Annotated in this window: 18 protein-coding genes; 8 read left to right on the top strand and 10 right to left on the bottom strand. The window is 60.7% G+C overall.

Features of this window, described 5'->3' with window-relative positions:
• Nucleotides 1-6: 6 nt before the first annotated feature.
• The 3 genes from CAG25_RS20485 to CAG25_RS20475 form a co-directional block, all read right to left on the bottom strand.
• Nucleotides 7-1,251 carry a lipoprotein-releasing ABC transporter permease subunit gene (locus CAG25_RS20485; protein WP_011335181.1) on the bottom strand — a complete coding sequence of 415 codons (1,245 nt, stop codon included), beginning with the start codon at nucleotides 1,249-1,251 and terminating at the stop codon, nucleotides 7-9.
• A 63-nt stretch (nucleotides 1,252-1,314) separates the two neighbouring features.
• Entirely contained in the window at nucleotides 1,315-1,998 is a 684-nt protein-coding gene (gene lolD, locus CAG25_RS20480) for a lipoprotein-releasing ABC transporter ATP-binding protein LolD (RefSeq protein ID WP_162831788.1), read from the bottom strand.
• A gap of 7 nt (nucleotides 1,999-2,005) precedes the next feature.
• Entirely contained in the window at nucleotides 2,006-3,256 is a 1,251-nt protein-coding gene (locus CAG25_RS20475) for a lipoprotein-releasing ABC transporter permease subunit (RefSeq protein WP_039772786.1), read from the bottom strand.
• A gap of 94 nt (nucleotides 3,257-3,350) precedes the next feature.
• Between CAG25_RS20475 and CAG25_RS20470 the strand changes: the two genes are divergently transcribed.
• Nucleotides 3,351-3,932, top strand: coding sequence for a PilZ domain-containing protein (locus tag CAG25_RS20470; protein ID WP_085613128.1), 582 nt, complete (start codon nucleotides 3,351-3,353; stop codon nucleotides 3,930-3,932).
• Between the two features lie 14 nt (nucleotides 3,933-3,946).
• Entirely contained in the window at nucleotides 3,947-4,669 is a 723-nt protein-coding gene (locus tag CAG25_RS20465) for a glycerophosphodiester phosphodiesterase family protein (RefSeq protein ID WP_085613127.1), read from the top strand.
• 42 nt (nucleotides 4,670-4,711) lie between these two features.
• Here CAG25_RS20465 and sthA read toward each other — a convergent pair whose 3' ends face one another.
• Nucleotides 4,712-6,106 (bottom strand): Si-specific NAD(P)(+) transhydrogenase, encoded by a 1,395-nt coding sequence (gene sthA / locus CAG25_RS20460; RefSeq protein WP_007953019.1) that lies wholly within the window; start codon nucleotides 6,104-6,106, stop codon nucleotides 4,712-4,714.
• Nucleotides 6,107-6,303: 197 nt separating this feature from the next.
• Nucleotides 6,304-7,353, bottom strand: a complete 1,050-nt coding sequence (locus CAG25_RS20455; RefSeq protein WP_256575419.1) for an FAD:protein FMN transferase — start codon at nucleotides 7,351-7,353, stop codon at nucleotides 6,304-6,306.
• Nucleotides 7,354-7,406: 53 nt separating this feature from the next.
• Here CAG25_RS20455 and CAG25_RS20450 point away from each other — a divergent pair, with 53 nt between their 5' ends.
• Nucleotides 7,407-8,699, top strand: a complete 1,293-nt coding sequence (locus tag CAG25_RS20450) for an MFS transporter (protein WP_039772790.1) — start codon at nucleotides 7,407-7,409, stop codon at nucleotides 8,697-8,699.
• Nucleotides 8,700-8,764: 65 nt separating this feature from the next.
• Here the strand turns inward: CAG25_RS20450 and CAG25_RS20445 are convergent, their stop codons facing one another.
• Nucleotides 8,765-10,228, bottom strand: a complete 1,464-nt coding sequence (locus CAG25_RS20445) for a glyceraldehyde-3-phosphate dehydrogenase (protein WP_039772791.1) — start codon at nucleotides 10,226-10,228, stop codon at nucleotides 8,765-8,767.
• 354 nt (nucleotides 10,229-10,582) lie between these two features.
• On the opposite strand from CAG25_RS20445, the gene mfd reads away from it, so the two are divergent.
• From mfd to CAG25_RS20430, 3 genes are read left to right on the top strand one after another with little or no spacing between them, the layout of a single operon-like run.
• Nucleotides 10,583-14,032, top strand: a complete 3,450-nt coding sequence (gene mfd / locus CAG25_RS20440) for a transcription-repair coupling factor (protein WP_085613126.1) — start codon at nucleotides 10,583-10,585, stop codon at nucleotides 14,030-14,032.
• 10 nt (nucleotides 14,033-14,042) lie between these two features.
• Entirely contained in the window at nucleotides 14,043-14,609 is a 567-nt protein-coding gene (locus CAG25_RS20435) for a CsiV family protein (RefSeq protein WP_085613125.1), read from the top strand.
• Nucleotides 14,610-14,620: 11 nt separating this feature from the next.
• Nucleotides 14,621-17,311, top strand: a complete 2,691-nt coding sequence (locus tag CAG25_RS20430; protein ID WP_085613124.1) for a DEAD/DEAH box helicase — start codon at nucleotides 14,621-14,623, stop codon at nucleotides 17,309-17,311.
• 114 nt (nucleotides 17,312-17,425) lie between these two features.
• On the opposite strand, the gene CAG25_RS20425 is transcribed toward CAG25_RS20430, so the two are convergent.
• From CAG25_RS20425 to psrA, 3 genes are all read right to left on the bottom strand, one after another.
• On the bottom strand, nucleotides 17,426-18,163 hold the full coding sequence (locus tag CAG25_RS20425) for an S-methyl-5'-thioinosine phosphorylase (RefSeq protein ID WP_085613123.1): 738 nt from the start codon (nucleotides 18,161-18,163) through the stop codon (nucleotides 17,426-17,428).
• Nucleotides 18,164-18,176: 13 nt separating this feature from the next.
• Complete coding sequence (nagZ, locus tag CAG25_RS20420) at nucleotides 18,177-19,175, bottom strand: beta-N-acetylhexosaminidase (protein WP_172829541.1); 999 nt, start codon at nucleotides 19,173-19,175, stop codon at nucleotides 18,177-18,179.
• A 170-nt stretch (nucleotides 19,176-19,345) separates the two neighbouring features.
• Nucleotides 19,346-20,053, bottom strand: coding sequence for a transcriptional regulator PsrA (gene psrA / locus CAG25_RS20415; RefSeq protein ID WP_085613122.1), 708 nt, complete (start codon nucleotides 20,051-20,053; stop codon nucleotides 19,346-19,348).
• A gap of 230 nt (nucleotides 20,054-20,283) precedes the next feature.
• On the opposite strand from psrA, the gene lexA reads away from it, so the two are divergent.
• Nucleotides 20,284-20,892, top strand: a complete 609-nt coding sequence (lexA, locus tag CAG25_RS20410) for a transcriptional repressor LexA (protein ID WP_007953044.1) — start codon at nucleotides 20,284-20,286, stop codon at nucleotides 20,890-20,892.
• Between the two features lie 10 nt (nucleotides 20,893-20,902).
• Entirely contained in the window at nucleotides 20,903-21,376 is a 474-nt protein-coding gene (sulA, locus tag CAG25_RS20405; RefSeq protein ID WP_085613121.1) for an SOS-induced cell division inhibitor SulA, read from the top strand.
• An 86-nt stretch (nucleotides 21,377-21,462) separates the two neighbouring features.
• Here the strand turns inward: sulA and CAG25_RS20400 are convergent, their stop codons facing one another.
• Nucleotides 21,463-21,696 (bottom strand): hypothetical protein, encoded by a 234-nt coding sequence (locus tag CAG25_RS20400; RefSeq protein ID WP_007953047.1) that lies wholly within the window; start codon nucleotides 21,694-21,696, stop codon nucleotides 21,463-21,465.
• Between the last annotated feature and the right edge of the window lie 7 nt (nucleotides 21,697-21,703).

The following is a 21,703-nucleotide window of genomic DNA, read 5'->3' as shown; positions in this document are numbered from 1 at the left end:
GGGAACTTACGAATAGCGCAACGCGTGCGCCGGTTCGATCTTTGCCGCTCGCCAGGCCGGGTAAACCGTGGCCAGGAAGCTGAGGATGAAGCCCGCCGAGCAGATCAGCAGCACGTCGCCGCCCTGCAATTCCGATGGCAGGTTGCTGACGAAATACACGTCCGAACTGAAGATGTGCTGCCCGGTCACCCGCTCGACCCAGCCCACCATCTCACTGACGTTCAGCGCCGCAATCACACCCAGCACGCCACCAATGATGGTGCCGACGATGCCGATCACCGTGCCCTGCACCATGAAGATCGCCATGATCTGCCGTGGCGTGGCGCCGATGGTGCGCAGGATCGCGATGTCCGCGCCTTTGTCGTTCACCACCATGATCAGGGTCGCGATGATGTTGAACGCCGCCACCGCGACGATCATCAGCAGCAACAGGCCGATCATGGTTTTTTCCATCTTCATCGCGCTGAACAGACTGCCCTGGGTGTGGGTCCAGTCGTCAGCCTTGAAATCGGCGCCGAGGCCGCTGGCAATGTCCGAGGAAACCTTCGGCGCGGCGTACAGATCCTTCACCGCCAGACGCACGCTCTGCACCTGATTCGGCTCCCAGTGCTGCATGGTCGCGGCGTCGGAGACGTGGATCAGGCCCATGGAACCGTCGAGTTCGGCGCCAACCTTGAACACGCCGACCACGTTCAGACGCTGCATGCGCGGGGTGATGCCGCCCGGTGCAGTGCTGACTTCCGGCACGATCAGGGTGATCTTGTCGCCGACGTTGAGGCGAAAACGCCGAGCGGTGATTTCGCCCAGCACTACGCCGAACTCACCCGGTTTCAAGGCATCGAGACGACCCTGAACAATGTGCTGGGCAACGATCGACACCTTGCCTTCCTGGGCCGGGTCGACGCCGCTGATCTGGATCGGCTGCATCATGCCCTTGTAGGACAGCATGCCTTCCATCTCGGTGAACGGCACGGCGGCGGTCACTTCCGGGTTCTTCATCGCGGCGGCGGCCACTGGCTGCCAGTCGTCGATCGGCTTGACGCCGACGATGGTCGCGTGGGGCACCATGCCAAGGATGCGCGAGCTCATTTCGCGCTGGAAGCCGTTCATCACCGACAACACCACGATCATTGCCAGCACGCCGAGGGCGAGGCCGATCATCGAGGTCATCGAGATGAACGAAACAAAGCGATTGCGGCGCTTGGCGCGGGTATAGCGCGTGCCGATAAAGATCGATAACGGTCTGAACATTCGCTGGGGCACCGTATAAAAATAAAAGACCCGATGCCTTTTCAGGCATCGAGTTTCAAGCCGTCAGATGGGGGTCAGGCAACCTTCCTGCAGTTGCAGGACGCGGTCCATCTGGCGAGCCAGGTTCATGTCGTGAGTCACCACCAGAAACGCCGTGCGCATCGAAGTGCTGAGTTCCAGCATCAGATCCTGAATGCCTTCAGCGGTGTGGGAGTCGAGGTTGCCGGTCGGCTCGTCGAGCATCACCAGCCCTGGATTGTTCACCAGCGCCCGGGCGATGGCCACGCGCTGGCGTTCGCCACCGGACAGCTCTGCCGGTTTGTGTTCCAGGCGATGGCCCAGACCGACCCGCTCCAGCAACGCCGTGGCACGCTGACGTGCTTCCGGGATCGCGGTCTTGCCGATCAGCAGCGGCATGCAGACGTTTTCCAGCGCGGTGAATTCCGGCAGCAGGTGGTGGAACTGGTACACGAACCCGAGGGCACGGTTACGCAGCAGACCCCGCTTCTTCTCGCTCAGCGCCGAAAGCTCTTCACCGTCGAGCCAGACACCGCCCTTGGTTGGCGTGTCGAGACCGCCCAGCAGGTTGAGCAAGGTACTTTTGCCCGAACCGGATTTGCCGACGATCGCCACCCGCTCGCCCGGATGCAGTTCCAGTTGCAGGTTGGCCAGCACTTCCACCGACTCCGGGCCTTCCTCGTAGGATTTGCCCAGGTTGCGGCAGCTCAAGATTGCTTTTTCACTCATGCCCGACTCACTCATAACGTAGCGCCTCCGCCGGCTGGGTGCGCGCGGCACGCCAGGCTGGATACAGGGTGGCGAGGAAACTCAGGACCAACGCAGCGGCGCAGACCATGACCACGTCCTGGCTCTGCACCTGCGACGGCAGGTAATCGATGAAATACACGTCGGCGTTGAGGAATTTGTGTCCGATCACGCCTTCGAGGGCGGAAATCGCGGCGCTGACGTTGAGCGCGGCGAAGATCCCGACCACGGCGCCGATGGCCGTGCCGACCACGCCGATCACCGTGCCCTGCACCATGAACGTGCGCATGATCGTGCCCGGCGTGGCGCCCAGTGTGCGCAGAATGGCGATATCGCCCTTCTTGTCATTCACCACCATCACCAGCGTGGAAATGATGTTGAAAGCCGCCACCGCGACGATCAGCAGCAACAGCAGGCCGATCATGGCTTTTTCCATGCGGATCGCCTGATACAGGTTGCCGTGGGTACGGGTCCAGTCGCGGGCGTAGTAACGGTCTTCGCCGAGGCGCTGGGCGATGTTCCACGCCTCACGCGGGGCCTGGAACAGATCGTCGAACTTCAGGCGCAGGCCCTGCACCTGATCAGGCTTCCAGCGATGCATCTTCGCCAGATCCTGCAGGTTGGTCACGCCCAGATAGCCGTCCAGTTCACCGGCGCCGACATGGAAGATGCCGACCACGGTGAAGCGCTTCATGCGCGGGAACATCCCGGCCGGGGTCACACTGACCTCCGGCGCGACGAAGGTGATCTTGTCACCGAGGCCCACGCCGAGCTTGGTCGCGGCCTTGTCGCCAATTACGATGCCGAAGCTGCCCGGCGTCAAATCGTCGAGTTTGCCCTGCTTCATGAAGTTGTCGATGATCGAGACGTTGCGCTCCAGCGCCGGATCGATGGCATTGAGCAACACCTTGGACACCTGGCCGTTGTTGGTCAGCAACCCCTGCATCTGGGTGAACGGCGCGACGGCCGCCACCTGCGGGTTCTGCTTGACCTTGGCGGCCAGGCTCGGCCAGTCGTTGATGGCTTCACCGGACTCGATGGTCGCGTGGGGCACCATGCCCAGCACGCGGGTGCGCATCTCATGATCGAAGCCGTTCATCACCGACAGCACCACGATCATCACGACCACGCCAAGGGCGAGCCCGATCATCGAAGTCAGGGAAATGAATGACACAAAATGATTGCGACGCTTTGCACGGGTATAACGCGTGCCGATAAATACGAAGAGAGGTCTGAACATGTCGGGGCTTGTTCGGAGGGAAAAGGAACGTCCTTGTGGCGGGGGTCGATAACCAGCTTTACACTCAGACCACCGCCGCTACCATGGGTTCGCCATGTCGACATTAGATGAAGAAGATCGCCGCGAATACTACCGTATCGAGGACACGATCGCACTGGAAATTCGGCCCCTGTCCGCTCCCGAAGCCGCAGGCCAGGAAGTGTTGCAGGATGCTTCTCCACTGTTCAACCTGCTCAGCGAACTGCACCTGAGCGAATTCGAGTCGCAGCACCTGCTGCGCCAGATCAGTGAACGCGACCGCGCCATCGCGGCGTTCCTGAAATCCCAGAACAAACGCATCGACCTGCTCAGCCAGGTGGTCGCCCTGACCGTGCTCGGCCATATCGGCGAGCCGCAACCGGTGATCATCTCCGAGGGCGGCATCGACTTTCAGCACCCTACCCCGATCGCCACCGGCGTGCACCTGTCGGTGAAACTGGTTCTGATGCCCCAGGCGCTTGGCCTGCTGCTGCGCGCCCGCGTGACCCATTGCGACCGCAAGGGCGACGGCTACGACGTCGGCACCGAGTTCGAACACCTGACCGACGCCCAGCGCCAGTTGCTCGCCCGCTATATCTTGCAGAAGCAGGCCCAGGAACGACGCTTGGCCCGCGAACAGAACGAATCAGGCATCTAAATTAAGGAAGAACCGTGACCCTTATCTACGGCCACCGCGGCGCCAAGGGCGAAGCACCGGAAAACACCCTGAGCAGTTTTCAGGAATGTCTCAAGCACGGCGTTCGCCGTTGCGAGCTGGACCTGCACCTGTCCAAGGACGGCGAGCTGATGGTCATCCACGACCCGACCCTCAAGCGCACCACCGACCGGCGCGGCAAGGTAGTCGAGCACACCGCCGCCGAGCTGGTGACCTACGACGCGCGCAAGGGCGGTCCAGGCTGGATCAAGCCATGCCCGATTCCAACGCTGGAAGAACTGTTCGAAAAGTGTGATTTCGAGCACTGGCAGCTGGAAGTCAAAAGCGCTTCTCGCACCCGCGCCGCGACCACCGTGCTGGCGATCCGTGAAATGGCAGTCAGACACGGGCTGCTCGACAAAGTGACAATCACCTCGAGTTCGCGGGAAGTGTTGAAGGCTGCACTGGATCTGGTGCCCGACGTATCGCGCGGCCTGGTGGCCGAATACGCCTGGCTCGACCCGTTGAAGGTCGCACAGAGTTACGGTTGCGAGATTCTGGCGTTGAACTGGACGCTGAGTACGCCGGAACGCCTGCAAAAGGCGCAGCGTCAGGGGCTACATGTGTCGGTGTGGACCGTCAACGAGCCTGCGCTGATGCGCAGACTCGCTGACTTCGGCGTTGACAGCCTGATTACAGACTTTCCCGGTTTGGCCACTGCCACCCTCGGGAATGGCTGAAATCGGTCTCCCCGGCCGGCTCAGGCCACCGGCCGGAGCCCGTCAAAAAAGCCGGTTGAGGCCGTCGTACGCCGCTACCCGATAGGCTTCGGCCATGGTCGGGTAGTTGAACGTCGTGTTGACGAAATACTTCAGGGTATTCAGTTCGCCCGGCTGGTTCATGATCGCCTGACCGATGTGCACGATCTCCGACGCCTGATAACCGAAGCAGTGAACGCCGAGCACTTCGAGGGTTTCACGGTGGAACAGGATCTTCAGCATGCCTTGCGGCTCGCCGGCGATCTGTGCACGCGCCATGCTCTTGAAGAACGCCTTGCCCACTTCGTACGGCACTTTGGCCTGGGTCAGTTCCTGCTCGTTCTTGCCGATCGAGCTGATCTCCGGAATGGTGTAGATGCCGGTCGGCACGTCATTCACGAAACGCCAGCTGCCATTGTCGACGATGCTGCCAGCGGCGGAACGGCCCTGGTCGTGGGCGGCACTGGCCAGGCTCGGCCAGCCGATCACGTCACCGGCGCCATAGATATTCTGCACGCAGGTGCGGTAGTTCTCGTCGACTTCGATCTGGCCACGGCTGTTGACCTTGACCCCGATGTTTTCCAGACCCAACTGGTCGGTGTTACCGGTACGGCCGTTGCACCAGAGCAAGGCGTCGGCCTTGATCTTCTTGCCGGACTTCAGGTGCAGGATCACGCCGTTGTCCACGCCTTCGACGCGGTCATACTCTTCGTTGTGACGCACGGTGATGTTGTTGTTGCTGAAGTGGTAGCTCAACGCCTGGGAGATTTCCGAGTCGAGGAAGCTCAACAACTGACCACGGTTGTCCACCAGCTCGACCAGCACGCCCAGACCGCTGAAGATCGAGGCGTATTCGCAACCGATCACGCCGGCGCCGTAAACGATCAGTTTGCGCGGGGTGTGGCCGAGGCTGAGGATGGTGTCGCTATCGTAGATACGCGGGTGGTGGAAATCGATGTCCGCCGGGCGATAAGGACGCGAACCGGTGGCGATGATGATGTGCTTGGCCACCAGTTTCTCGACCACGCCGTTGGCGCAGACCACTTCGATGGTTTGCTCGTCGGCGAAGCTGCCGGTACCGAAGAACACGTCGACGCGGTTACGGGCGTAGTAGCCGGTACGCGAAGCGACTTGTTTGGAAATGACTTTCTCGGCGCTTTTCAACACGTCCGGGAAGGAGAACCAGCGCGGCTCGCCGATCGCACGGAACATCGGGTTGGTGTTGAACTGCATGATCTGCCGCACCGAGTGACGCAGGGCCTTGGACGGGATGGTGCCCAGGTGGGTGCAGTTGCCGCCGACCTGGCGACGGCTGTCGACCATCGCCACCTTGCGCCCTGCTTTGGCGGCGTTCATTGCCGCGCCTTCTCCCGCCGGGCCGGAACCCAGCACCACCACGTCGTAGTTGTAGACAGCCATGCGTACTCCTCAGAACAGGCCGCGATGCCAGCAGCACCGGCGGCTAAATCACGCCGAACGACGGCGCGAAGGAACAATTGGGGGCCAGTAGAAAACCCGGACACAGTCTATAGAAGCGTCAACGCCGCGCACATTAACCCTTGGTCGCGTCGTAGGCTACTTTTGCATGCACTACAACGCCAGCTTTCGTACTGTTCTCAGTCAACTTTTGCGCCACTGAGCCGTTCGAACGCGTGACTGGTGCGTGTGACGAAACCTTTATCGGCACGAATCACAAAGAATGCACCAATGTCGTGTTTTTCGGCATAGTCCCAGGCCCTTTCAGGGCCGAGAATCAGCAACAGCGTCGATAGTCCATCGGCCATCAGCGCTGAAGGATGAATTACCGTGACCGACGCCAAGTCATGCAGGACCGGCGCACCGGTCCGGGCATCGAAGGTGTGGGAATAACGCCGGCCATCCTGCTGAAAAAAGTTGCGGTAGTCGCCGGACGTGGAGAGGCCGTAGCCATCGACATTGATGACGCGCTCTGCAAGCTGCTGATCGTCGCGCGGTTCTTCCAGTGCGATGCGCCATGGCGAACCGTCGGGCTTCTTGCCGGATGCCTTGAGCTCGCCGGTGGCTTCGGCAAGGTAATCATGTATGCCCAGAGCCTGGAGCCGCGCGGCAATGGTGTCGACCGCGTAACCGGCGGCGATGCTGTTGAAATCCACCTCGACCGCCGCGTCCTTGCACAACCGGTCACCGTCGATGCGCAGGTGCTGATGACCGACGCGCTGCCGCACTTCGGCCAGCGCCGCCACATCCGGGACTTTTTCTTCACGGCCTTGCGGGCCGAAACCCCACAAATTCATCAGCGGTTCTACGGTGAGGTCGTAGGAGCCTTCGCTTTGTTGCGACAGCTGCTCGCCCACGCGGATCAATTCAAGGACCGGCGCGGGCATGACCTGACAGCGATCAGCCGGCAATGCATTGAAGCGCGAGATGTCGGAGTCCGCACGGTAAGTCGACATCTGCCGGTCGACGTCCGCGAGGATTTTTTCCACTTCGACACGCACCTCCTGCGGCGCAGGCAGATTGGCGTGGCGCACGTACTTGATCGAATAGGTGCTGCCCATCGTCGGGCCGCCGAAAGTCTCCAGGGAATCACCGTTGCCGCAGCCGGACAAAAACCCGGTCAGCAGCACGAGAATCACCCAGCGTCCAGTTAACAATTCTTCATCTCCCCGCAAAACCGCGCCGGCCATTATGGGCTACGAGCGCAACGCTTTCTTACAAGATTTAGAGCGAGTACCTATCCATGTCTTCCACGACCGGCAAAGGCAAGGCGATTTTTCGCGTTGTCAGCGGCAACTTTCTCGAGATGTTCGACTTTATGGTCTACGGCTTCTATGCCACGGCCATTGCCAAGACCTTCTTCCCTACCGACAGCGCCTTCGCGTCCCTCATGCTTTCCTTGGCCACTTTCGGCGCCGGCTTCCTGATGCGTCCGTTGGGGGCGATTTTTCTCGGTGCCTACATCGACCGACACGGCCGGCGCCAAGGCCTGATCATCACGCTGGCCATGATGGCGGCCGGCACCGTGCTGATTGCCTGCGTGCCGGGCTACGCCACCCTGGGCGTCGCTGCACCGCTGATCGTGCTGTTCGGGCGATTGCTGCAAGGTTTCTCGGCCGGCGTCGAATTGGGCGGTGTGTCGGTGTATCTGGCGGAAATCGCCACACCGGGCCGCAAGGGCTTTTTCGTCAGTTGGCAGTCCGCCAGCCAGCAGGCGGCGGTGGTATTCGCCGGCCTGCTCGGGGTCGGCCTCAACCACTGGCTGAGCCCGGAACAGATGGGCGACTGGGGCTGGCGCGTGCCGTTCCTGATCGGCTGCATGATCGTCCCGGTGATTTTCGTCATCCGCCGCTCGCTGGAGGAAACTCCGGAGTTCCAGGCGCGCAAACATCGCCCTACCCTGCAGGAAATCATCCGTTCGATCGGTCAGAACTTTGGCATCGTCATCGCCGGCATGGCGTTGGTGGTCATGACCACGGTGTCGTTCTACCTGATCACGGCCTACACACCGACGTTCGGCAAGGCGGAACTGCACCTGTCGGACTTCGATGCGTTGCTGGTGACCGTGTGCATCGGTCTGTCGAACTTCTTCTGGCTGCCGGTGATGGGCGCGGTGTCTGACAAGGTTGGGCGTAAACCCCTACTGCTGGCGGCGACGATTCTGGCGATCCTGACCGCTTATCCGGCGCTGTCGTGGCTGGTGGCGAACCCGAGCTTCAGCCATTTGCTGATCGTCGAGCTGTGGCTGTCCTTCCTGTACGGCTCGTACAACGGGGCAATGGTGGTGGCACTCACCGAAATCATGCCGGTAGAAGTTCGTACGACCGGTTTCTCGCTGGCCTACAGCCTGGCGACCGCGACCTTCGGTGGCTTTACCCCGGCGGCCTGCACTTATCTGATTCATGTGCTGGACAACAAGGCGGCGCCGGGGATCTGGCTCAGTGGCGCAGCCGTATTGGGCCTGATCGCCACGCTGGTGCTATTCCGTGGCAACAGGCACGAACTGCGCACGGCCCAAGCCGCCATCCCCCGCTAAGGCAAATCGCGCGCAAACAAAAACGCCCCGACCAGAGTCGGGGCGTTTTCAATTGCAGCTAAGGCTTAGCGCGGGAACGCTGGCGGGTTTACACCGGCCATGTCCTCCATCACGCGAACCACCTGGCAGCTGTAGCCGAACTCGTTGTCGTACCAGACGTACAGAACAACGCGGTTGTCCTGAACGATGGTCGCTTCAGCGTCGACCACACCGGCGTGGCGCGAGCCAACGAAGTCGGTCGAAACCACTTCCTGCGAATTGACGAAGTCGATTTGCTTGTGCAGATCGGAGTGCAGCGCCATGTAGCGCAGGTACTCGTTCATCTCTTCACGGGAGGCGGCTTTCTCAAGGTTCAGGTTGAGAATGGCCATGGACACGTTCGGCGTCGGAACGCGGATCGCGTTACCGGTCAGCTTGCCGGCCAGCTCAGGCAGGGCCTTGGCAGCAGCGGTGGCAGCACCGGTCTCGGTGATCACCATGTTCAGCGCGGCGCTACGGCCACGGCGATCGCCTTTGTGGAAGTTGTCGATCAGGTTCTGGTCGTTGGTGTACGAGTGAACGGTTTCGACGTGACCGTTGATGATGCCGAACTTGTCATTCACGGCTTTCAGCACCGGCACAATGGCGTTGGTGGTGCAGGAAGCGGCGGACACGATCTTGTCGTCAGCCGTGATTTCGTTGTGGTTGATACCGTGAACGATGTTCTTCAGCTTGCCCTTGCCAGGTGCGGTCAGAACAACGCGGTCGATACCCGGGCACGCCAGGTGCTGGCCCAGGCCATCGGCATCACGCCATACACCGGTGTTGTCCACCAGCAGCGCATCTTTGATGCCGTACTGGGTGTAGTCCACTTCGGTAGGGTTCTTCGCGTAGATAACCTGGATCAGGTTGCCGTTGGCGGTGATGGTGTTGTTTTCTTCGTCGATGGTGATGGTGCCGTTGAACGAACCGTGTACCGAATCGCGACGCAGCAGGCTGGCGCGTTTGGTCAGGTCGTTTTCGGCGCCCTTGCGCACCACGATGGCACGCAGACGCAGGCCGTCGCCGCCACCGGTTTTCTCGATCAGGATACGCGCCAGCAGACGGCCGATACGACCGAAGCCGTACAGCACAACGTCGGTGCCTTTGCGGGCCGAAGCGTTTTGCTGGCCAACCACGTCAGCCATTTCTTCACGCACGAACTGCTCGGCGGTGCGGCCGTTGCCTTCGTTACGGAATTTGTACGCCAGCTTGCCCAGATCTACCGAGGCCGCGCCGAGCTTGAGCTCGCTCATGGCCTTGAGCAGTGGGAATGTTTCGTGGACGGAGAGTTCGCTGTCGTCGGCAGAGCGGTGGCGAGCAAAGCGGTGAGCTTTGAGAATCGCGATGACAGACTGGTTGATCAGGCTGCGGCCATAGATCGAGCTCACCACGTTGTTGTTGCGGTAGAGCTGACCGATAAGCGGAATCATCGCTTCTGCGAGTGCTTCACGGTCGATCCATTCACCAAGACACTGGTCGGGCTTCTGAGTCACGGTAACCTTCCACATGTAGGGGCAGAAAAAAGGGGCTACATTATGCCGCCGAGAACCTCTTGTAGCAATGCGCGCCTGTCGCGCAATCGGTAACAAAAACCCGTCCAAAAAAATAACGCTCTCCGCCAGCCCAGTAAAACCGGGGCTTCCAGCGCAGTCAGTTTTTCGACGACTGTTAGACGATGTCTGTAACCCTCCGTAACACCACCGACTTTTGGCACTACATAACCGTAAAAAAAGCGCTGGTTTTTATGGTTACCACTACATTTTTCCCAAACGGTGCAGATAGACGCATCCTGCAACTGACAGGCGGCACCGGACGCCGCTACAATTACCGACTTTGTCGCAACGCCTGGAGCTCAACCTTCCGTGCCTGTTCTGCGTCTACCGCTTCTCCCTGCTGCGGCAGGTAAACAGCACTGGGGCAACCTCCCCGGTGCCGCCCTGAGCCTGGCGATTGCCGAGGCTGCCAGCGCTGCCAAGCGCTTCACGCTGCTTTTGACCGCCGACAGCCAGAGTGCCGAACGGCTGGAACAGGAGCTGAGTTTCTTCGCCCCGGATTTGCCGGTGCTGCATTTCCCGGACTGGGAAACCCTGCCCTACGATCTGTTTTCGCCGCACCAGGACATCATTTCTCAGCGCATCGCCAGCCTTTATAGACTGCCGGAACTGGAACATGGCGTGCTGGTGGTGCCGATCACCACCGCCCTGCACCGTCTGGCGCCGACCAAATTCCTGCTCGGCAGCAGCCTGGTGCTGGATGTCGGGCAGAAACTCGATGTCGAGCAAATGCGCTCGCGGCTCGAAGCCAGCGGCTACCGCTACGTCGACACCGTCTACGAGCACGGCGAGTTCACCGTACGCGGTGCACTGATCGACCTGTTCCCGATGGGCAGCAAACTGCCCTATCGCATCGACTTGTTCGACGACGAAATCGAAACCCTGCGCACTTTCGACCCGGAAAACCAGCGTTCCATTGAAAAGGTCGATTCGGTCAAGCTGCTGCCGGCCAAGGAATTCCCACTGCAAAAAGAGGCGGTCACCCGCTTCAAGGCGCGCTTTCGCGAGCGCTTCGACGTCGATTTCCGCCGCTGCCCGATCTTCCAGGACCTGAGCAGCGGCATCACGCCGGCCGGTATCGAGTACTACCTGCCACTGTTCTTCGAAGAAACCTCGACCCTGTTCGATTACCTGCCGCAAGACACCCAGGTGTTCTCGCTGCCGGGCATCGAGCAGGCGGCGGAAAACTTCTGGAACGATGTGCGCAACCGTTATGAAGAGCGCCGCGTCGATCCATCGCGTCCTTTATTGCCGCCGGCCGAACTGTTCCTGCCGGTGGAAGATTGCTTCGCCCGCCTGAAGAACTGGCCGCGCGTGGTCGCCAGCCAGCAGGACGTGGAAACTGGCGTCGGCCGCGAGCGCTTCCCGGCGCAGGCCTTGCCGAATCTGGCGATCGAAGCCAAAGCTACCCAGCCGCTTGCTGCACTCTCGGCATTCCTCGATGAATTCCCCGGACGCGTGCTGTTCACCGCCGAATCCGCAGGTCGTCGCGAAGTGCTGCTGGAATTGCTCGAGCGCCTGAAGCTGCGCCCGAAAACCGTCGACAGCTGGCCGGACTTTGTCGCGAGCAAGGATCGTCTGGCGATCACCATTGCCCCGCTCGACGAAGGCCTGATGCTGGACGACCCGGCGCTGGCACTGGTCGCGGAAAGTCCGCTGTTCGGCCAGCGCGTGATGCAGCGTCGCCGTCGCGAAAAGCGCGCCGATGCCAACAACGATGCGGTGATCAAGAACCTCACCGAGCTGCGCGAAGGCGCGCCGGTGGTGCACATCGACCATGGTGTCGGTCGTTATCTCGGCCTGACGATTCTGGAAATCGACAATCAGGCTGCCGAATTCCTGACCCTCGAGTATGCCGAGAACGCCAAGCTCTACGTGCCCGTGGCCAACCTGCATTTGATCGCCCGCTACACCGGCAGCGACGATGCCTTGGCCCCGCTGCACCGCCTCGGCTCCGAGACCTGGCAGAAAGCCAAGCGCAAGGCCGCTGAACAGGTCCGCGACGTGGCTGCCGAATTGCTCGACATCTACGCCCGTCGCGCCGCCCGCGAAGGTTATGCGTTTGCCGATCCGAAGGCCGATTACGCGACGTTCAGCGCCGGTTTCCCGTTCGAAGAAACTCCGGACCAGCAATCCACCATCGAAGCCGTGCGCGAAGACATGCTCGCGCCGAAACCGATGGATCGCCTGGTCTGCGGCGACGTGGGTTTCGGCAAGACCGAAGTCGCCATGCGCGCCGCGTTCATCGCCGTGCACGGCGGCAAGCAAGTGGCGATCCTGGTGCCGACCACCCTGCTCGCCCAGCAGCATTACAACAGCTTCCGCGACCGCTTCGCCGACTGGCCGGTGACCGTGGAAGTGATGAGCCGCTTCAAGTCGGCCAAGGAAGTCAACGCTGCGGTGGCCCAACTGGCCGAAGGCAATATCGACATCGTCATCGGCACTCACAAGTTGCTGCAGGATGACGTCAAAATCAAAAACCTCGGGCTGGTGATCATCGACGAAGAGCACCGTTTCGGCGTCCGTCAGAAGGAGCAGCTCAAGGCCCTGCGCAGCGAAGTCGACATTCTTACGCTGACCGCCACGCCGATTCCGCGCACGCTGAACATGGCGGTGTCGGGCATGCGCGACCTGTCGATCATCGCCACGCCGCCGGCGCGACGCCTGTCGGTGCGCACCTTCGTCATGGAGCAGAACAAGAGCACGGTCAAAGAAGCCCTGCTGCGTGAGTTGCTGCGTGGCGGTCAGGTCTATTACCTGCACAACGACGTGAAGACCATCGAGAAATGCGCCGCCGAACTGGCCGAACTGGTGCCGGAAGCACGAATCGGCATCGGCCACGGGCAGATGCGCGAGCGCGAGCTCGAACAGGTGATGAGCGACTTCTACCACAAGCGCTTCAACGTGCTGATCGCCTCGACCATCATCGAGACCGGCATCGACGTTCCGAGCGCCAACACCATTATCATCGAGCGCGCCGACAAGTTCGGCCTCGCGCAGTTGCACCAGTTGCGCGGCCGCGTTGGCCGTAGCCACCACCAGGCTTACGCCTACCTGCTGACTCCGCCTCGCCAGCAAATCACTGGTGATGCGGAAAAACGCCTGGAGGCGATTGCCAATACTCAGGATCTGGGTGCGGGCTTCGTACTGGCCACCAACGACCTGGAAATCCGTGGCGCCGGCGAACTGCTGGGCGACGGCCAGAGCGGGCAGATTCAGGCCGTTGGATTCACGCTGTACATGGAAATGCTCGAGCGCGCGGTGAAGTCGATCCGCAAGGGCGAACAGCCGAACCTCGATCAACCGCTCGGCGGTGGCCCGGAGGTCAACCTGCGGGTGCCGGCGCTGATTCCGGAAGATTACCTGCCGGACGTTCACGCACGCCTGATCCTTTACAAACGCATCGCTTCGGCCACCGACGAGGAAGGTCTGAAGGATCTGCAGGTCGAGATGATTGACCGCTTTGGTCTGCTGCCGGAGCCAACCAAGAATCTGGTGCGCATCACGGCGCTGAAATTGCAGGCCGAGCAACTGGGTATCAAGAAAGTCGATGGCGGTCCGCAAGGCGGACGCATCGAGTTCGCGGCGCAGACGCCGGTCGACCCGATGACCCTGATCAAACTGATCCAGAGTCAGCCAAAACGCTACAAATTCGAAGGCGCCACGATGTTCAAGTTCCAGGTGCCGATGGAGCGCCCGGAAGAGCGCTTTAATACTGTGGAGGCGCTGTTCGAGCGCCTCATCCCGAAAACTGCTTGAAGGACGCCGCATGCGCCTGTTTCGCTCATTGACCTTGCTACTGACTCTGGTAGCACCGACTACGTTTGCCGATGACCTGTATCAGGTCGAAATGATTCTGGTACGCCAGAACGCCGTCCCGGCGATTGTCAGCCGCGCGGCACCGGAAGACTGGGCGGCGGGCGCCCAGCGGCTGAGCGATGACAGTAAACGCACGCCGGCGCTGAACGACGTTGTGACCAAACTCACCGCAAGCGGCGAATACAGCGTGCTGATGCACAAAGCCTGGCAGCAGACGCTGGGCGAGACGCCTGCCAAAGTTGCGGTCAGCGAAGGTCAGGAGCAGTTCGGCCAGTTCCCGATCGAAGGCACGATTGAAATGAAGCTCGGGCGCTTCACCGACGTGAACGCCGATTTCTGGGTCAACCAGATCGACGCCAACGGCATGGTCACCGCCAGCGAGCGCCTGAAACAGGACAGCCATACCAAAAATGGCCAACTCAACTACCTCGATAACGGCCACCTGGCCCTGCTGATCAAGATCACTTCACTGACGGCGCCCGCGCCTCGGGAAGCGCCTGAAGCCATTCCGGACTGACTGAAGTCCTTATGTCCCCGCCTCTGAGTAAACCGCTGGCCTCCTCCTGGGTCAGTCGGTTCAAGGAACAAAGCCTGGAGCGTGGCCGCCGCTATGCCCTGGAAAACCGGGTGCGATTCGTGCAGGTCGGCGACGCGACCATTACCGCCAGCTGCGAAGGTTCTGGCGGTAATGTGTACCGTCAGACGATTCATCTGCGCGAGTCGGCCAAAGGCACGCTGCTGATGGTCGACGCCACCTGCACCTGCCCGGTGCACAGCAACTGCAAACATTGCGCGGCGGTGTTGCTGCAAGTGCAGGAAACCCTCGAATACCCCGCCGCCGCCAAAGACGCCGTACTGCTGGAAAAACTCCAGGCCGTACTGGAAAACCGCAGCCCGAAAGCGCCGCCGCAAGTGCTGGTGGACAACGTGCAACCGGTGCCGCGCTTGTGGCTGGCCAGCGTCGAGTTCAGCGCATTCGAACCGCGTAACGGCAAAATGCAGCGTTATATCCAACATCGCGCGGCGCTGTCCTTCAGTTACCTCGACGAATACGTCAGCGGCCAGAAGAACAGCGACATTCTGATTCGCCAGGAAGCGCAGACCCTGCGGGTCAAGCGCCATCCGGACGTCGAGCAAAGCTACCGCGAGCAGTTGCGAATTCTCGGTTTCCGCATCGCCACCCGGCAGAGCAAAGCCCTGCCGGAAAGCGCCGGAGAACTCTACGAGATGGTCAACGACAGCGCCTGGCTGACCTTCACTCTCAACGATCTGCCGAAGCTGCGCACCCAGGGCTGGGAGCTGCTGGTCGATGATGAGTTCGGTTTCGACCTGACTGCCGTGGACGACTGGTACGCCACCGTCGAGCAGACGCCGGAACGCGACTGGTTCGATCTGGAGCTCGGGATCATCGTCAACGGTGAGCGCCTGAGCCTGCTGCCGATCCTGCTCAACCTGATGCGTTCGCACACGGAAATCCTCAACCCGGAACGTCTCGCCCGCCGTCGCGATGATGAACTGATTCTGGTGAACATCCCGCAACGCAACAGCGAGCACGGGCCGTTGCAAGTTGCCCTGCCCCTCGGTCGCCTGAAACCGGTGCTGGCGACCCTTGGCGAGTTCTATCTTCAGGAGCCGGGCGAAACCACCCTGCGCCTGAGCAAGGCCGACGCCACGCGCCTGAATTCGCTGGAAGGCATTCCCCTGCTCTGGGAGGGTGGCGAGCAGATTCGCAGCTTCGCCCAGCGCTTGCGCGACATCCGCGATTACAGCGCCAAAGCACCGAAGGGGCTGAATGCGACGCTGCGTCCTTATCAGCTCGAAGGCTTGAGCTGGATGCAGTCGCTGCGGCAACTTGAGGTCGGCGGGATTCTCGCGGACGACATGGGCTTGGGCAAAACCCTACAGACATTGGCGCACATTCTCAGCGAGAAGAACGCCGGACGCCTGGATCGCCCGAGCATGGTGGTAATGCCTACCAGCCTGATTCCCAACTGGCTCGACGAAGCGGCGCACTTCACGCCACAGCTCAAGGTTGTCGCGCTGTACGGTGCCAGCCGTAAAAAGCATTTCGAGCATCTGGCCGATTACGACCTGATCCTCACCACTTATGCGCTGCTGCCCAAGGATGTCGAACGTCTGGCCAAGCAGCCGCTGCACGTACTGGTGCTGGACGAAGCGCAGTACATCAAGAACCCGAACAGCAAAGCTGCACAGGCTGCCCGTGAACTCAATGCGCGTCAGCGCCTGTGCCTGAGCGGTACACCACTGGAAAACCACCTGGGCGAACTGTGGTCACTGTTTCACTTCCTGCTGCCCGGCTGGCTCGGCGACGTCAAAAGCTTCAACGCCGATTACCGCGTGCCGATTGAAAAACGCGCGAGCGAAGTCAGACTTCAGCACCTCAACGGTCGGATCAAACCGTTTCTGCTGCGCCGCACCAAGGAGCAGGTTGCGACCGAGCTGCCGCCGAAAACCGAAATCATTCATTGGGTCGAGCTCAACGAAGCGCAGCGCGACGTGTACGAAACCATGCGCCTGGCCATGGATAAAAAGGTTCGCGACGAAATCACCCGTAAAGGCGTGGCGCGCAGTCAGATCATCATTCTCGAGGCGCTGCTCAAGCTGCGTCAGGTCTGTTGCGATTTGCGCCTGGTCAACGACGCCACCCTGCCCGCTCGCGGCAGCACATCAGGCAAGCTCGACAGCCTGATGGAAATGCTCGAGGAGTTGTTTGAGGAAGGACGGCGGATTCTGCTGTTCTCGCAGTTCACTTCGATGCTGTCACTGATCGAGGACGAGCTGAAAAAACGCAATGTCGCCTATGCGCTGTTGACGGGACAGACCCGTGATCGGCGTACACCGGTGAAGGAATTCCAGAGCGGCAAGCGTCAGATCTTTCTCATCAGCCTGAAGGCTGGCGGCGTGGGTCTAAACCTGACAGAAGCGGACACGGTGATTCACTACGATCCGTGGTGGAACCCGGCGACCGAAAATCAGGCAACCGACCGCGCGTATCGCATTGGCCAGGAGAAGCCGGTGTTCGTCTACAAGATGATTGCCCGGGGCACGGTCGAGGAGAAGATTCAACACTTGCAGCGGGAAAAATCCGACCTGGCGGCCGGCGTGCTGGATGGGCGCAAGGCCGGGGACTGGAAATTGCAGAGTGATGATATCGAGGCGCTGTTTGCGCCGCTGCCGGACAAATTCGACAAGCGCTGAAGTCTTTGTCGTCTACCAGATCGATTCGCGGGCAAGCCCGCTCCCACAGAGATAGCGCTTAACCTGTGGGAGCGGGCTTGCCCGCGAATGGCTCGACTCGGTTTTGAGCCAGACTCAGCCCTTCAGCACCCGCGCCAACGTCGATTTCACCTTGCCCATCCCGTCATGCAGCGCCTGCTCGATCTCGGCCATGGTGATGACCTCAGTGGTCTTGCCCGCCGCCGGATTCACCACCAGCGACAGACACGCGTAATCCAGATCCAGCTCGCGAGCCAGCGCCGCTTCCGGCATGCCGGTCATGCCGACGATGTCGCAGCCGTCACGCTCCAGTCGCACGATCTCGGCCACGGTTTCCAGACGCGGGCCCTGGGTACAGGCATAAACGCCTTGATCGCTGTACTCACACTCTTCCGCGGCCAATGCAGCAATCAGTCGCTGACGCAGCGGTTCGCTGTAGGGAAAGCTGAAGTCGATGTGTGTGACATGTTCCAGATCATCGGCGAAATAGGTGTGCTCGCGACCGCTGGTGTAGTCCACGATCTGATGCGGCACGCAGAAATGTCCGGTGCCCATTGCAGGATGAATCCCGCCCACGGCGTTGACCGCAATGATTGCTTCAGCCCCTGCCTGCTTCAATGCCCAAAGGTTGGCGCGGTAGTTGACCTTGTGCGGCGGGAAGCGATGCGGGTGGCCGTGACGAGCGAGGAACAGCACTTCCTTACCGGCGTACTCGCCAATCTGGACCTCGGCCGATGGCGCGCCATAAGGCGTATCCACCGCCAGCGACTGACGAATGCTCAGGCCTTCCAGCTGGGTCAGGCCAGTGCCGCCAATGATTGCGTAAACCGTCATAGCGAAAAAATCCTTAATCGATCAGTTGAGCGTCTTTGAGCGCGCCGACGGCGGTCAGCCAGCGCGGATCCTGACGGTATTCGGTATTGGCGAATGCCTGACCGCGCATGCGTGCGATGCGCGGCGACGGCTTGACCTTCATGCGCTGCGCGGCACTCAGGGCCAGCTCGGCAGCTGCGCGGTCGTTGCACACCAGGCCCATGTCGCAACCGGCACTCAGTGCCGCTTCGATACGGCTGGCGGCGTCGCCAACCACGTGGGCGCCGGCCATCGACAGGTCGTCGCTGAAGATCACGCCGTCGAACTGCAACTCGCCGCGCAGGATGTCCTGCAACCAGCGCCGGGAGAAACCGGCAGGTTGTGTGTCGACTTGCGGATAAATCACGTGGGCCGGCATGACGGCGGCCAATTGCTTGCTGAGTCTGGCGAACGGCACCAGGTCGTTGGCGCGGATCTCTTCGAGGCTGCGCTCGTCGTTGGGGATTGCGACATGGGAGTCGGCTTCCGCCCAGCCGTGGCCAGGGAAATGCTTGCCGGTGGCGGCCATGCCCGCGCTGTTCATGCCTTTGATGAAAGCGCCTGCGAGCAGTGCGGCGCGCTCCGGGTCACCTTCAAACGAGCGGGTGCCGACCACGGCGCTGCGCTGGTAATCCAGATCCAGCACCGGCGCGAAGCTCAGGTCGAGTCCGACTGCCAGCACTTCGGTGGCCATGATCCAGCCGCATTGCTCGGCCAGATACTCGGCGTTCGGGTTATCAGCGATGGCGCGCATGGCTGGCAAACGGACGAAGCCCTGACGCAGACGCTGGACGCGACCGCCTTCCTGATCCACCGCCAGCAACAAGTCCGGACGAATGGCACGGATCGCCGCGCTCAGTTCGCGCACCTGGCGCGGATGCTCGATGTTGCGGGCAAAGATGATCAGGCCGCCCACTTCGGGCTGGCGCAACAATTGGCGATCTTCGGCCGTCAGCCAGGTACCGGCGACGTCCACCATCAACGAGCCTTGCAGGCCAGCAGTCATAGAGATTCCTTGAAAACGAAAAACCCGTCGCCCACGAAATCACCACCAGGGACATTGCCCGGCGGGTCGGTGATTTCGATGAGAAACGGGTTCAGAACGAGAGTCGACATGGGCGGCTAGCTTAGCGGATGTCAGCTGTCGCGCCCACCCATGAACGGTCAAACCTTGGCAGGTACCGGCGCGGATTTGCTGCGTGGACGCAACTGCGCTGTGGCCATGGCCGTGTCCGTGACGCCGGTTTCGGCACGCATGCCGGCCGCCAGGAACGGCACCATCAGACGCATCACCTGCTCGATGGAGGTGTTGACGCCGAAATCGGTCTCGGCAATCGCACGCAAGGCCTTGATCCCGGACATGCTGAACGCCGCAGCGCCGAGCATGAAGTGCACGCGCCAGAACAGTTCGATTGGTGGAATACGCGGCGCAGCTTCATTCACCAGCAACATGTAGCGGCGGAATACCTTGCCGTACATATCTTCCAGATAACGGCGCAAGTGGCCCTGGCTCTGACTGAAGGCCAAACCGAGCAAACGCATGAAGATCGACAGATCGTTGCCGCTGCGTGGCTGTACTACCAACGCTTGCTCGACGAGGATTTCCAGCAACTCTTCGAGCGAAGGCTTGTTCTCTGGTTTGGCCTGGCGGCGCTCCAGCTCTTTGTCGAGGCTGATGCAGAACGGACCAAGGAAGCGCGAGAAAACCGCCTGGATCAGCGCCTTCTTCGAGCCGAAGTGATAGTTCACCGCAGCGAGGTTGACCCCTGCCTTGCTGGTGATCAGACGCAATGAGGTTTCAGCGAAACCTTTTTCCGCGAACAGCTGTTCTGCAGCATCAAGAATGCGTTCAACGGTTTCCGACTGGGCCATGGCTACTCCGCCTGACAAACACTTGTTTGAAACATACGTTTCAGTCTATGCCTTGTCAAGCCTGCCAGTTCGTTTTGGGAATGGTCGGTCAGTTATTTAACCACAACAAGGACGCCACATTAATCAGCGCCGTCACTGACCGTCCGGCGGCATGGCAAAAAACGATGATTGCCAAGACCGCTTCACTGTATATAATCCCAGTCACTGTATAAAAAGACAGAGCGATCAATATGCTTAAGCTGACGCCACGCCAAGCCGAGATTCTGGCCTTTATCAAACGCTGCCTCGAAGACAACGGTTACCCGCCGACCCGTGCGGAAATCGCTCAGGAACTGGGTTTCAAATCGCCCAACGCGGCCGAAGAACATCTCAAGGCGCTTGCCCGCAAAGGCGCGATCGAGATGACACCCGGCGCTTCTCGCGGCATTCGCATTCCCGGTTTTGAAGCCAAGGTCGACGAGTCCACGCTGCCGATCATCGGTCGAGTAGCTGCCGGCGCGCCGATTCTCGCTCAGCAACACATCGAGGAGTCCTGCAACATCAATCCGGCCTTCTTTCATCCGCGCGCCGACTACCTGTTGCGCGTCCACGGCATGAGCATGAAGGACATCGGTATTTTCGACGGCGACTTGCTGGCGGTTCACACCACCCGCGAGGCACGCAACGGTCAGATCGTGGTTGCCCGGATCGGCGACGAAGTCACCGTCAAACGCTTCAAGCGTGACGGCAGCAAAGTCTGGCTGATTGCCGAAAACCCCGAGTTCGCCCCTATCGAAGTCAACCTGAAAGACCAGGAACTGGTTATCGAAGGCTTGAGTGTCGGCGTCATCCGCCGCTAAAGGAGGCTTTATGCAGTTCCCACACGCACCTCAGCAAACACAACTGCCGTTGTTCGAGGCATTTCTGGCGCAACCACTCGCCCCCATCCTCAAGGATGTTGTCGAGCGTCCGTGGAATACCGAACCTGAAGCGTTCAGCGAGCTGTCACTACGCGGCGCGACCGGGAACTGCCTGAGCCTGCTGGCACCGATTCTTCGCGAACTGAGCGAGGATCAGGACGCACGCTGGCTGACCCTGATTGCACCGCCTGCCAGCCTGACTCAGACCTGGCTGCGGGACGCTGGATTGAATCGCGAACGCATCCTGCTCCTGCAACCACGCGGCGCCCAAAGCGCTCAGCAACTGGCCTGCGAAGCACTACGCCTGGGCCGCAGCCACACGGTCGTCACGTGGCTGAACCCACTAAGCGCAGGGTCACGGCAACAGCTGATCAGCGCCGCCCGCACCGGGGACGCTCAAAGCCTGAACATTCGTTTGGGTTGATTCAGCAACAATGTGCGCCAAGTTAAGCGCAGGGCTTCTCCAAGGATAGAGAAGCCGGTCTGGAGCAGTGACTGACAGACAGCGGATCAATGAAGAACCCGCGGCCCCTCATCTTTATCGAATTCGCCTTCAACCATACGCCCCGCCATTTGCACGCCAACGCTCAACATCGCTTTGGCAATTTCAACGTGCTGGCCCTGCAAAAACGCCTTGGCATCCTCGGAGAAATCCAGAGTCACCAGAGAACCCTCGTCCTCGGCCCTGCGCAGTTCGATTCGGCCGTCTGGTAGCTCGACAATTTCTAGAAAGGACGTTGGCATATAGGTC

The organism is Pseudomonas sp. B16(2017) (assembly GCF_002113205.1).
Taxonomy (GTDB): domain Bacteria; phylum Pseudomonadota; class Gammaproteobacteria; order Pseudomonadales; family Pseudomonadaceae; genus Aquipseudomonas; species Aquipseudomonas pharyngis.
Note: the sequence above shows the minus strand (reverse complement) of the source record. Positions and strands in the feature narration are given on the sequence as shown.